Here is an 11921-nt window from a genome sequence, read left to right on the forward strand (position 1 = left end):
ACGTCTTGTCCACGCAGGGCCGTCTCGGGCGACGGCTGATCCAGTTGTACGTGGGGCTCGCGCTGTACGGCGTGAGTTCCGCCCTTCTCGTCGAGGCGGGCCTGGGCCTGGAGCCCTGGAACGTGCTGCACCAGGGGCTCGCCGAGCTCACGGGGCTGACCATCGGCGTCGTGTCGATCGTCGTGGGCGCGGCGGTGCTGTTCCTGTGGATCCCGCTGCGCCAGCGCCCGGGGATCGGCACCGTGTCCAACGTCTTCGTCGTCGGCATCGCCATGGACGGCGCGCTCACCCTGCTCCCCGAGGCGCACTCCCTGGCGGTGCGGATCCCCCTGCTGCTCGCCGGAGTCGTGCTCAACGGCGCGGCGACCGGCCTCTACATCTCGGCCGGCCTCGGCCCGGGTCCGCGCGACGGTCTGATGACGGGGCTGCACCGCCGTACGGGCCGTTCCGTCCGCCTGATGCGGACCGGGATCGAGGTGGCGGTCGTGGTCACCGGCTTCGCGCTCGGCGGGGACGTCAACGTCGGCACACTGCTGTACGCGCTGTCCATCGGCCCGCTGGCCCAGCTGTTCCTGCGGGTCTTCGTGGTCCCGTCGGCATCGCAAGGCAGCGCGGTCGTTGCCAGCGGTACACCCGAAAGGGTGATACTGCGTCCGTGACCACGCTCATACGCCACCCGTACCTCGACCATCCCGGCCCCATTCCCTTCGCCCACCGGGGCGGGGCCGCCGACGGCCTGGAGAACACCGTGGCGCAGTTCCGGCGCGCGGTCGAACTCGGCTACCGGTACATCGAGACCGATGTGCACGCCACCGCCGACGGCAAACTGGTCGCCTTCCACGACGACAGCCTGGACCGGGTCACCGACGGGGCGGGCCGGATCGGCGACCTCCCCTGGGAGGACATACGGCAAGCGCGCGTGGCGGGGCGCGAGCCGGTGCCCCTCTTCGAGGAGCTGCTGGAGACCTTCCCGGACGTGCGCTGGAACGTGGACGCCAAGGCGGAGCCGGCCCTGCGGCCCCTGCTCCAGCTGATCGAGCGCACCGACGCATGGCACCGGGTGTGCGTGGGCTCCTTCTCCGAGGCACGCGTGCTGCGCGCCCAGCGGCTGGCCGGGCCGCGCCTCGCCACGTCGTTCGGTGTCCGCGGGGTGCTCAGCCTGCGGCTGCGCTCCTGGGGGCTGCCCGCCGCGGTGCGCCGGTCGGCGGTCGCCGCGCAGGTGCCCGAGTCTCAGTCGGGCGTCCCGGTGGTCGACCACCGCTTCATGCGCGCGGCCCATGCGCTCGGGCTGCAGGTCCATGTGTGGACGATCAACGAACCCGAGCGGATGCACCGGCTGCTCGACCTGGGAGTCGATGGCATCATGACCGATCACATCGACACGTTGCGCAAGGTCATGGAGGACCGGGGCGTCTGGGTCTGAGCGCCCCGGGGCACGGCACGAGCCTTCGCACGGCACTTCTGCGGGGAAGCGAGGGCACGGGTGAGCACCGAGACCGTGCGGGTGGGGGCGGCCGACGAGGCCGTCGAACGGCGGCGCGAACAGCGCGGCTGGTATTTCTACGACTGGGCGTGCTCCGTCTATTCGACGAGCGTGCTGACCGTGTTCCTCGGCCCCTACCTCACCTCGGTGGCCGAGTCGGCGGCGGACGCGGACGGCTTCGTGCATCCGCTGGGCATCCCGGTCCGGGCGGGTTCCTTCTTCGCCTACGCGGTGTCCCTGTCGGTGATCGTGGCGGTCGTGGTGATGCCCCTGGTGGGCAGCGCGGCCGACCGCAGCGGCCGTAAGAAGCCACTGCTCGCGGCGGCCGCGTACACCGGCGCCGCGGCGACGACCGGCATGTTCTTCCTGGACGGCGACCGGTATCTGCTGGGCGGGCTGCTGCTGATCGTCGCGAACGCGGCGCAGTCCGTGGCGATGATGCTCTACAACGCCTACCTGCCGCAGATCGCCCCGCCCGAGGAGCGCGACGCGGTCTCCTCGCGGGGCTGGGCCTTCGGCTACGCGGCGGGCTCACTGGTCCTGGTCGCCAACCTCGTCCTGTACTCGGCGCACGACCGCTTCGGCGTCTCCGAGACGACGGCGGTCCGCATCTGTCTGGCCGCGGCCGGCCTGTGGTGGGGCGCCTTCACGCTCGTACCGCTGCGACGGCTGCGCGACCGCCGGTCGGCATCGGCGAGGACGGCGGCGGGACCGGAGGCGGGGGCCACTTCCGCCGGGCTGCGGCAGCTCGTCGCGACCGTCCGCGACATGCGCCGGCATCCACTGACGCTCGCCTTCCTGCTGGCGTACCTCATCTACAACGACGGCATCCAGACGGTGATCTCCCAGGCGTCGGTCTACGGCTCCGAGGAGCTGGGGCTCGGACAGTCGACGCTCATCGCGGCCGTGCTCCTGGTGCAGGTGCTCGCGGTGGCGGGCGCGCTGACGATGGGGCGGCTGGCCCGGACCTACGGCGCGAAGCGCACGATCCTCGGCTCGCTGGTCGCCTGGACGGTCACGCTGGGGGCCGGATACTTCCTGCCCGCCGGGGCCCCGGTCTGGTTCTTCGTGCTGGCCTCCGGGATCGGGCTGGTGCTCGGCGGCAGCCAGGCGCTGTCCCGGTCGCTCTTCTCCCATCTGGTCCCGCCCGGCAAGGAAGCCGAGTACTTCTCCGCTTACGAGATGAGCGATCGGGGCATGAGCTGGCTGGGCCCGCTTCTGTTCGGGGTCACGTACCAGCTGACCGGCAGCTATCGCTCCGCGATCATCTCGCTGGTGGCCTTCTTCGTCATCGGGTTCGCGCTGCTCGCGCGGGTTCCGGTACGGCGGGCGATCGAGGGCGCGGGCAACCCGGTGCCGGAAAGGATCTAGCACTGATTTAGCGCTCAACACGAAAGGGCGGTAGTGTACGCGTTTGGCCTGCCAGGCGTACCGTTACTGCGCGTCAAAGGTGCCGAAACGCTGGGTGACATCTGCTAGCAGATGTGACAAACCGGGCGCCGGTGGGTACAACAAGGGGCGGCTACGACGGCGACGCATGACCCGGAACGGGACACGGAACGGGAATCTTTACCGCCGACCGGACGTTGACCGGATGACGACGACAGCGACACCTGTCCTGTGGGCGACAAGCCCGGGAGGCACGATTCATGAGTGAGCGAGCTCTTCGCGGTACGCGCCTCGTGGTGACCAGCTACGAGACGGACCGCGGCATCGACCTGGCCCCGCGCCAGGCCGTGGAGTACGCATGCGAGAAGGGGCACCGCTTCGAGATGCCCTTCTCGGTCGAGGCGGAGATCCCGCCGGAGTGGGAGTGCAAGGTCTGCGGTGCCCAGGCACTCCTCGTGGACGGCGACGGCCCTGAGGAGAAGAAGGCCAAGCCCGCGCGTACGCATTGGGACATGCTGATGGAGCGGCGGACCCGCGAGGAACTCGAAGAGGTCCTCGAGGAGCGCCTTGCCGTGCTCCGCTCCGGGGCGATGAACATCGCGGTTCACCCTCGGGACAGCCGCAAGTCCGCGTAGCGGGAAGCCGACAAACAACACACGCGAACGACCGCGGGCGCCGTACGTCAGGTTGACGTACGGCGCCCGCGGTTTCGTGTTCGGGTGCGGCTGCGTGGCGGGCGGCCGGTCCTGGGGGCTGCGCCCCCAGACCCCCTCGGACCGAGGGCCTGGCCTCGTCCTCAAAGGTCAGCTCGTCAGCGGCGGGCGCTGCTCCCATGCCGTGTCGCCCGGCTCGTCCCCGTCGGTCCTGATGACCTCGCCCTGGACGATCTTGCCGTCGGGGCGGTGAATGCGGGCCTGCTGGAAGGCGTCGCCCAGCGAGCCGGGGGCGGCCCGGCGGAGTCTGCGGTCGAAGGTGCGCTCCGCGTAGCGGCTGACCGCCTTCTGCACCGGGGGGATCAGAAGCAGCAGCCCGGCCGCGTCCGAAAGCAGACCCGGGATCGTCAGCAGCAGGCCGCCGAGCATCATGAAGCCGTTGCCGCCGCCGCGCTCCGGGGAGCCGCCGCGCTGCAGCGCCTCATTGAGGCTCTGGAAGGCGCGTCGGCCGGCCCGCTTGATGACCACGGAGCCGACGACGACGCCCGCGAGCAGGAGCAGGAACACCGTCAGGCCGCCCGCCGCGTCCGCGACCAGGGTCAGCAGCCAGACCTCCAGCACCAGCCACGCGGCAACGCCCAGCGGCAGGAACCTGCGCAGCCGCGAGCGCCGGGGCCGGGTGGAGGGCGAAGAGGTCGGAGCACCAGTCGTCATGCACCCAGTGTGCCTGGGCCCGGCTCAGTGCGGGATAAGGGGGCGATCGGCGGGGCCTGTGAGGTCCCGGGGAGGGGCCGGGCTAGGGGACCCCCTAGGCCTGCTTGCCCTTGCCCGTGATCCTGCCGACCCGCTCGCCCAGGCCCCATGCCGTGACCCGCCACAGGGCCTCGACGACGATGTCGCGGCTCATCTTGGAGTCGCCGAGTTCCCGCTCCACGAACGTGATCGGCACCTCGACGACGTGATAGCCGGCCCTGACCGCGCGCCGGGCCAGGTCGACCTGGAAGCAGTACCCCTGTGAGGCCACCTTGTCGAGCCCGAGTCCCTGCAGGGTCTCGCGGCGGAAGGCGCGGTAGCCGCCGGTCACGTCCCGGATCGGCACGTCGAGCATGATGCGCGAGTAGGTGCTGCCGCCACGCGAGAGGAACTCGCGGGACCTGGGCCAGTTCACGACCCGGCCGCCGGGCACCCAGCGCGAGCCGAGCACGAGGTCGGCGCCCTTGAGGGCGGTGAGCAGGCGCGGCAGTTCCTCGGGCTGGTGGGAGCCGTCGGCGTCCATCTCGACGAGCACGCCGTAGCCGTTGTCGAGGCCCCAGCGGAAGCCCGCGAGGTAGGCGGCGCCGAGCCCCTCCTTGCCCTTGCGGTGCAGCACCTGGACGTGGTCGTCCTCTGCGGCCAGCTCGTCGGCGAGCTTGCCGGTGCCGTCGGGGCTGTTGTCGTCCGCCACGAGAACGTGCGCCTCGGGGACGGCCTTGCGGACCCGGCCGACGATGGACTTGATGTTCTCCGCCTCGTTGTAGGTCGGAATGATCACCAAGGCCGTGCCGAGCGGGCCGAACTGCCTCCCCTGGGCCTGTGCCGCGAGGGTCCCGTCGCCGTCGTTCACTGCTGCCCCTTCGTGTCGTACGCAGGGGTCCACCATAGTGGCCGCGGCCTGCGTCGACGTGACAGCTCGTTCGTATGGTGGTGTCGATTCCACAAGAGCGGGGTAAGAAGGATCTTTTCGGCTACTGTGCGCGCTGCGGATGGGGGCCCGGCACCCTTCGGGCCGACCTGGGACCCGCTGGCTGCGGGTCGACCTGAAGCCGTTGTCTACTGAGCGTCCGGGCCCCACCCGGGTCACACCTCCCCGACCGGCCGGGACGTTGCCTCGTCGGCGCGGGCGCTGAGCCTGGCTCCCAGTGACGATGCCCCGGTGCGGCACACCGTCCCTGACCCAGCGGCGCTGCGACGAGTGCGCGGAGGCTCTCCGGTCGGGCGTCCGGTGGTGGACCCGGCCGAACCTACCGGCCCCCTGCGCCTGGCTGTCAACACCCGTTTGACCTGCGAAAACACCCTCGGCGACCCGGTCGGTGCGGAGGATGCGCAGGTCGCGCGACGGGGCGGCGGCGGCCGATCCCGACCGCGCCACCCCGGGAGATCACTCGCCCGGCCGTACAAACACGGTCCGTCCGCCCACCACGGTGCGCAGGCAGACCGGGAGGTCGTGGCCCGGCGTCAGATCGGGCAAGCCAGGTGTACCCGAACGGGGGTCGGTCGACCAGCGGGCGACGCGGTCGTCGGGGGCCTGGACGACCAGTTCGTCGGTGCGCCACACGGCATAGTCGGCGGGTGCTCCGGGCACCAGGACGCCCGCGTCGTCGCGGCCGATGGCCCGCCAGCCGCCCCGCGTGTGCGCGGTGAAGGCGGCGCGCACGGAGACGCGGTGCTCGGGTGTCCGGTGGAAGGCGGCCGCGCGGAGCGTGCCCCACGGGTCGAGGGGCGTGACCGGGCTGTCGGAGCCGAAGGCGAGCGGGACGCCGGCCCGCAGCAGGGCCGCGAAGGGGTTCATCAGCCGGGCCCGCTCCGCGCCCAGGCGCTCGGCGTACATGCCGTCCTCGCCGCCCCACAGCGCGTCGAAGGCGGGCTGCACGGAAGCCGTCAGACCGAGCTCGGCGAAGGCCGCGATGGTCTCGGGGGTGAGCATCTCCGCGTGCTCGACACGGTGCCGGGCGGCGCGGACGCGGGCCAGGCCGAGCTTCTCGGCGGCCGTGCGCACGCCCTCGACCACGGCGGTCACGGCGGCGTCGCCGATCGCGTGGAAGCCCGCCTGGAGGCCCGCCTCGGTGCAGGCCACGACGTGCGCGGCGACGGCGTCCGCGTCGAGGTAGGCGGTGCCGGTGTGGCCGGCGTCGGCGTACGGCTGGTGCAGACAGGCGGTGTGCGAGCCGAGGGCGCCGTCGACGAACAGGTCTCCCGCGGCACCGAGCGCGCCCAGTTCCCGTGCCCTGGCGACGCCCTCGTCGCCCTGCTCGGCCCAGTAGCCGACGACCCTGGGCCCTGGTGCCTCGGCGGCGAGCCGCAGCAGGCTCGTGAAGTCGTCCTCGGACGAGATCCGGGGGCCGCCGCACTCGTGGACGGACCCGATGCCCAGCGAGGCGGCCTGGGCGAGGGCGGCCCGCTGGGCCTCGGCGCGCTGGGCCGGTGCGACGGCGCCGAGCGCGGCGGCGCGTACGGCGTGGTGGTCGTCGCTGGTGAGCGGGGCGTCGTCGCGGGCGACGGTGCCGGGGACAAGGTCCAGCAGGGCCGTCGTGACGACCGCCGAGTGGACGTCGATACGGGAGAGGTAGAGCGGGCGTCCGCCGGTGGCCTCGTCGAGCTCGGCGCGCGTCGGTGGCCGGCCGCCGGGCCAGCGGGCGGCGTCCCAGCCGTGACCGAGCAGGACACGGTCGCCCTGGCGGGCGGCGGCGAAGTCCCGTACGAGGGCCAGGGCCGCCTCGAGGGACGGCGCGCCGGAGAGGTCGAGACCGGTCAGGGCCAGGCCGGTGGACGTGGTGTGGACGTGGGCGTCGCTGAAGGCCGGGGTGACGAGGGCGCCGTCCAGGTCGACGACCTCGTCGACACCGTCCGTGAAGGCGTCGGCGGCCCCCTCGGAACCGACCCACGCCACCTCGCCGTGCTCCACGACCATCGCGGTCGCGAAGGGGTCGGCGGGACTGTGGACCTTCCCGCGGCGCAGCAGAACGGTCTTCGGGTCGGCGGGGCGCTCACTCATGCCGAACAGTGTCTCGCGCGAGGCGGGGCACACCGCACTTGGGGCGCCTCTCAGATCATCGGCGGCCGTGCCTCGTACGGCGTGGAGAGCACCACCGTCGTACGTGTCGACACACCCGCCAGCGATCGCAGCCGGGCGAGCAGTTCCTCGAGTTCGTGCGGGGTGGCCACGCGGACCTTGAGGATGTAGTTCTCGTCGCCCGCGACGCTGTGGCAGGCCTCGATCTCGGGGACGTCGGCGAGACGGTCCGCGATGTCGTCGGGGGCGCTGGGGTCGAAGGGTTTCACCGAGATGAACGCGGTCATAGGCAGCCCGACCGCCTCCGGGTCGACGACCGCGGCGTAGCCGCGGATGACGCCACGCTGTTCCAGCCGGCGCACCCGCTGGTGCACGGCCGACGTGGACAGCCCCGTGGCCTTGCCCAGGTCTGTGTAGCTCATCCGCCCGTCCTTGACGAGCAGCTGCACGATCTGACGGTCCAGCTCCTCCATGGCGCAAGAACCTACAGTGCGCCTGACCTCCTCGGATAGCCGAGCAGCCCAGGTCATGGCCGGTTCGTGATGTCCTGGAGCGCAGACCGGGCGCCGTCCGGGGGACAAACCCGCCGCACAGGGCACCTGCAATCGGCATGTGACGAACGCCACAGCGCTTGAGCGCGCTCCGTGATGCACTCGTGATTACCGCCCAGAGGGGACGGGAAGTGCTTGCTGTGGTCGAGGCCGCAGTGCCTTCACGGCCCAGCCCGAGGGGGAGAATCCCATGCAGAATCCCAAGCGCCCTGGTCGTACCGCGCCCAAGCGCCCGCATTTGGTCGTCGAGCCCGAGCCGGAGGGCGTCGAACCCGACGCCTACGACAGCGAGGACGCCGACGACTACGACACCTTCGAGATGTACCGGGTGATCTGCCCGGACTGCGCGCAGCCCATCGCCCTGCTGGCGGACGAGGACATCCTGCCGGAGCACGCGCTGTGCGCCTCGCCGTGGAACCCGTTCGGGCTGACGGTGTGTGCCGGCACGGGTCGTGCCGCGGCCGACGCCCGCCCCACGGAGGAGTCCCTCGGGCAGCAGGAGCAGGGCACCGCCGTGGTGCTGACGCTTCCTCAGGGCCTCAACTGGCGGACGCAGCCCTTCTCGCACGTCGGCGGCCCGGGCTCGCGCCCGATGCGCGTACCGGCGATGCGCCGCCAGGCCGCCGCCTGAGCCGTCCGGCTCCGCGCACGGCCTCGCTCAAGTCCCCGTAGCCGCCCCGCACCATGGCACGCAGGCTGCCGTGGTGCGGGATCGGTGTGTCCGGGTCCGCCGGGACGGCGACCTCACCGAAGTACGCCCGACGGCAGGCGACCCGCAGCATGACGATCGCGTGCCGCAGGGCGGCGTGCAGGGTGCGGGAGTTGAGCGGCGGGCGGGACAGGACGCCAACGACCCATTGGTGGTAGGCGCGTTGGGATGCGACGCACGGGACGGTCGTCGACCACCGGCGGACCCTCTTGAGGAAGTGCGGCTGACGGTACGTCGGTCGGCCGGGGGTGGCCAGAGGCGCGACCGGACGTCCGTGAACTCACGCACGATTCGACGCACCGGTGACCTGTCCGGCCGCCCCGGCGTTGCCCAGGCATGACCGTCACGTACTCGGGGACCGGGCGTCAGCGCCTTCTCTACGTGCCCCCGCCTGCAGGATCGGTTCCGCCGCCGCAGCCCCCGGACCCGCCCATCTACCGTGCGCTGATGCGCGCCTGGGCCGACCGGGGACGCACCCTGCCGGGCCGCCACGATCCGGAGTGGATCAAGCTGGCGGCCCCCACGGTCGTGCAGGGGTATTTCAGCGAACTCATGGACCGCTGAGCCGCCCCGCGGCGTCGCCCGACCGGCTCAGCGGCTCTCGGGGCCTGCCAGATGGCGGGCGATGACCATCCGCTGGATCTGGTTCGTGCCCTCGACGATCTGCAGGACCTTGGCCTCGCGCATATAGCGCTCGACGGGGAAGTCGGCGGTGTAGCCGTACCCGCCGAGTATCTGCACGGCGTCCGTCGTCACCTTCATCGCCGTGTCCGTGCAGTGCAGCTTGGCCATCGCCGCCTGCCTGGCGAACGGCCGGCCGGCGTCGCGCAGCCGCGCCGCCGCGAGGTACAGCGCCCGGCCCGCCTCGATCTGGGTGGCCATGTCGGCGAGCATGAAGCGCAGGCCCTGGAAGTCGGAGATCGGGTGTCCGAACTGGCGCCGCTCGGTGGCGTAGGCGATCGCCTCGTCCAGCGCCGACTGGGCCAGGCCGATGGCGCAGGCCGCGATGCCGAGCCGGCCGGAGTCGAGCGCGGACAGGGCGATGGCGAAGCCCTGGCCCTCCTCGCCGATGCGCCGGTCGTCGCTGACGTGTACGCCGTCGAAGTGGACCTGGGCGGTGGGCGAGCCCTTCATGCCCATCTTCTTCTCGGGCATCGCGCCGCTCAGCCCCTCGGCGTCCCCTGGCACCAGGAACGCGGAGATGCCGCGGGAGCCGTCCTCGCCGGTGCGAGCCATCACGGTGTAGAAGTCGGCGATCCCGCCGTGGGTGATCCATGCCTTGGTACCGCTGATCATCCAGTGGTCGCCTTCCCGGACCGCCTTGGTCCGCAGGGACGCGGCGTCGGAGCCGGAGGCCGGTTCGGAGAGGCAGTACGCGCCGAGCAGTCCGCCGCCGAGCATCGCGGGCAGGTGCTCGACCTGCTGCTGCTTGGTTCCGTAGGCGGCGAGCGCGTAGCAGGACAGGGTGTGCACGCTGACGCCGAGGCCGACGGTGAGCCGGGCCGCGGCGAGCTCCTCGAGGACCTGGAGGTAGACCTCGTACGGCTGGTCGCCGCCGCCGTACTCGGAGTCGTACGGCAGGCCGAGCAGGCCGGAGTCCGAAAGGAGGTTGAAGACCTCACGCGGGAAGTGTCCGGCGTCCTCCTCCTCTGCCGCCCTCGGGGCGATCTCACGCTGCGCGATGTCGCGGACGAGTGAGATCAGGTCCCTGGCCTCGTCGGTGGGCAGCTGACGCTCCACCGGCTGCGGGGCGCGGTCGGACATGGCGACGGTCTCCTCCCTGTTCGGGCACATCGGCGACGTGCGCCTGGGGTCCGGCGGCGCCGCCTGGTCTTTCATGGCTCCGGCCGCTGCGCGCGCTTCCGGGTCTCGGAGGCTGCTGACCAGCGGCTCTGCGCTGTGAGTATGCCCGATCAGCGACCTCCAGTCACCAGTTAACGACCGCTTACTTCAAGAAGTCCACCCCAGACTTCCACGGGCCCGAGATTGGTCCGAACCATTGACCAAGTGGTCTAGTCCTCCTAATCTCTCGAATCAACGCTTCACCGCGTTCATGCCAATCGGCGCGCGTTCCCTCTCCCCCACGAGGAGACACCCGATGCACCCTCCCCGCACCCGCTTCCGGGCGCTCGTGTCCGCCGCGTGCTGCGCCGTCCTCGGCGCCGGACTGCTGGCCGGCGCGGGCACCGCCACCGCCACCGCCGCGGCCCCCGCCGCCCCGAAGGCCGCAGGCTCGAAAGTCGTCGGCTACTTCACCGAATGGGGTACCTACGACCGCAAGTACTACGTCAAGAACATCCAGACGTCCGGTTCGGCCACCCGGCTGACCCACATCAACTACGCGTTCGGCAATGTCACCGGCGGCAAGTGCGCGATGGGCGACTCCTACGCGGCGACCGACCGCGCCTACACCGCGGCCGAGTCGGTGGACGGTGTCGCCGACACCTGGGACCAGCCGCTGCGCGGCAACTTCAACCAGCTCCTCAAGCTGAAGAAGAAGCACCCCGGACTCAAGATCCTCTGGTCCTTCGGCGGCTGGACCTGGTCCAGCGGCTTCGGCGAGGCCGCGCGCAACCCCGCCGCGTTCGCCCAGTCCTGCTACGACCTGGTGAAGAACTCCAAGTGGGCGGGTGTCTTCGACGGCATCGACATCGACTGGGAGTACCCGAACGCCTGCGGCAGCACCTGTGACACCAGCGGCCGGGCCGCCTTCCGGAACGTGATGGCGGCGCTGCGCTCCAAGTTCGGCGGCAGCGCGCTGGTCACCGCCGCGATCACCGCCGACGCCACCGGCGGGGGCAAGATCGACGCGGCGGACTACGCGGGGGCGGCGCAGTACGTCAACTGGTACAATCCGATGACGTACGACTACTTCGGCGCCTGGGACCCGACGGGCCCGACGGCCCCGCACTCACCGCTGAACTCCTACTCCGGCATTCCGAAGGCGAACTACTACACCTCGGCGACCATCGCGAAGCTGAAGGGCCTGGGCATCCCGGCCTCGAAGCTGCTGCTCGGCATCGGCTTCTACGGGCGCGGCTGGACCGGCGTCTCCCAGGCGGCACCGGGCGGCTCCGCGACCGGGCCGGCGACCGGGACGTACGAGCAGGGCATCGACGACTACAAGGTGCTCAGGAGCAAGTGCCCGGCGACCGGCACCGTGGGCGGTACCGCATACGCGAAGTGCGGCAGCAGCTGGTGGAGTTACGACACCCCGTCGACCATCGGCACGAAGATGTCGTACAAGAACCAGCAGGGCCTGGGCGGCACCTTCTTCTGGGAGCTGAGCGGGGACACCGCGAACGGTGAGCTGATCAAGGCGATCAACTAGCCAGGCATCGGCGCCATGGGCTCGGGGCGGAGGCGG

Annotated in this window: 11 protein-coding genes and 1 pseudogene; 6 read left to right on the top strand and 6 right to left on the bottom strand. The window is 71.4% G+C overall.

Annotated elements, in window-relative coordinates; genetic code table 11:
• Positions 1-5 precede the first annotated feature (5 nt).
• From yczE to N8I87_RS06950, 4 genes are all read left to right on the top strand, one after another.
• Positions 6-659 carry a membrane protein YczE gene (gene yczE, locus N8I87_RS06935; RefSeq protein ID WP_263206463.1) on the top strand — a complete coding sequence of 218 codons (654 nt, stop codon included), beginning with the start codon at positions 6-8 and terminating at the stop codon, positions 657-659.
• Positions 656-1423 carry a glycerophosphodiester phosphodiesterase family protein gene (locus tag N8I87_RS06940; RefSeq protein WP_263206465.1) on the top strand — a complete coding sequence of 256 codons (768 nt, stop codon included), beginning with the start codon at positions 656-658 and terminating at the stop codon, positions 1421-1423. Before yczE ends, N8I87_RS06940 begins: the two co-directional genes overlap by 4 nt.
• A 60-nt stretch (positions 1424-1483) precedes the next feature.
• Positions 1484-2854: an MFS transporter gene (locus N8I87_RS06945; RefSeq protein WP_263206467.1), complete on the top strand. Its 1371-nt coding sequence runs from the start codon at positions 1484-1486 to the stop codon at positions 2852-2854.
• 278 nt (positions 2855-3132) lie between these two features.
• The gene (locus N8I87_RS06950; protein WP_003977404.1) at positions 3133-3507 is read left to right on the top strand and encodes an RNA polymerase-binding protein RbpA; all 375 of its coding nucleotides are present in this window, start codon (positions 3133-3135) and stop codon (positions 3505-3507) included.
• A 168-nt stretch (positions 3508-3675) separates the two neighbouring features.
• Here the strand turns inward: N8I87_RS06950 and fxsA are convergent, their stop codons facing one another.
• The 4 genes from fxsA to N8I87_RS06970 form a co-directional block, all read right to left on the bottom strand.
• Positions 3676-4239 carry an FxsA family membrane protein gene (gene fxsA / locus N8I87_RS06955; RefSeq protein WP_263206485.1) on the bottom strand — a complete coding sequence of 188 codons (564 nt, stop codon included), beginning with the start codon at positions 4237-4239 and terminating at the stop codon, positions 3676-3678.
• Between the two features lie 94 nt (positions 4240-4333).
• Entirely contained in the window at positions 4334-5128 is a 795-nt protein-coding gene (locus N8I87_RS06960; protein WP_263206486.1) for a polyprenol monophosphomannose synthase, read from the bottom strand.
• Between the two features lie 534 nt (positions 5129-5662).
• On the bottom strand, positions 5663-7276 hold the full coding sequence (locus N8I87_RS06965) for an amidohydrolase (RefSeq protein WP_263206488.1): 1614 nt from the start codon (positions 7274-7276) through the stop codon (positions 5663-5665).
• 50 nt (positions 7277-7326) lie between these two features.
• A complete protein-coding gene (locus tag N8I87_RS06970) occupies positions 7327-7767 on the bottom strand; it encodes an Lrp/AsnC family transcriptional regulator (RefSeq protein ID WP_263206489.1) in 441 nt (146 codons plus the stop codon).
• Between the two features lie 268 nt (positions 7768-8035).
• Between N8I87_RS06970 and N8I87_RS06975 the strand changes: the two genes are divergently transcribed.
• On the top strand, positions 8036-8476 hold the full coding sequence (locus N8I87_RS06975; protein WP_263206491.1) for a hypothetical protein: 441 nt from the start codon (positions 8036-8038) through the stop codon (positions 8474-8476).
• Positions 8477-8513: 37 nt separating this feature from the next.
• On the opposite strand, the pseudogene N8I87_RS06980 reads toward N8I87_RS06975, so the two are convergent.
• Together N8I87_RS06980 and N8I87_RS06985 are read right to left on the bottom strand one after the other, a co-directional pair.
• A pseudogene (locus tag N8I87_RS06980) lies at positions 8514-8660 on the bottom strand (phosphotransferase family protein); the annotation flags it as partial.
• A 485-nt stretch (positions 8661-9145) separates the two neighbouring features.
• Positions 9146-10318 carry an acyl-CoA dehydrogenase family protein gene (locus tag N8I87_RS06985; RefSeq protein ID WP_263206493.1) on the bottom strand — a complete coding sequence of 391 codons (1173 nt, stop codon included), beginning with the start codon at positions 10316-10318 and terminating at the stop codon, positions 9146-9148.
• A gap of 334 nt (positions 10319-10652) precedes the next feature.
• On the opposite strand from N8I87_RS06985, the gene N8I87_RS06990 reads away from it, so the two are divergent.
• Positions 10653-11885, top strand: coding sequence for a glycoside hydrolase family 18 protein (locus N8I87_RS06990; protein WP_263206494.1), 1233 nt, complete (start codon positions 10653-10655; stop codon positions 11883-11885).
• Positions 11886-11921: the final 36 nt, after the last annotated feature.

The organism is Streptomyces sp. HUAS 15-9 (assembly GCF_025642155.1).
Taxonomy (GTDB): Bacteria; Actinomycetota; Actinomycetes; order Streptomycetales; family Streptomycetaceae; genus Streptomyces.

Coding starts and splice junctions, on each gene's coding strand:
- fxsA (WP_263206485.1), bottom strand. CDS start 4,239: ATGACGACTGGTGCTCCGACCTCTTCGCCCTCCACCCGGCCCCGGCGC.
- N8I87_RS06965 (WP_263206488.1), bottom strand. CDS start 7,276: ATGAGTGAGCGCCCCGCCGACCCGAAGACCGTTCTGCTGCGCCGCGGG.
- N8I87_RS06950 (WP_003977404.1), top strand. CDS start 3,133: ATGAGTGAGCGAGCTCTTCGCGGTACGCGCCTCGTGGTGACCAGCTAC.
- N8I87_RS06975 (WP_263206491.1), top strand. CDS start 8,036: ATGCAGAATCCCAAGCGCCCTGGTCGTACCGCGCCCAAGCGCCCGCAT.
- N8I87_RS06985 (WP_263206493.1), bottom strand. CDS start 10,318: ATGTCCGACCGCGCCCCGCAGCCGGTGGAGCGTCAGCTGCCCACCGAC.
- N8I87_RS06990 (WP_263206494.1), top strand. CDS start 10,653: ATGCACCCTCCCCGCACCCGCTTCCGGGCGCTCGTGTCCGCCGCGTGC.
- N8I87_RS06970 (WP_263206489.1), bottom strand. CDS start 7,767: ATGGAGGAGCTGGACCGTCAGATCGTGCAGCTGCTCGTCAAGGACGGG.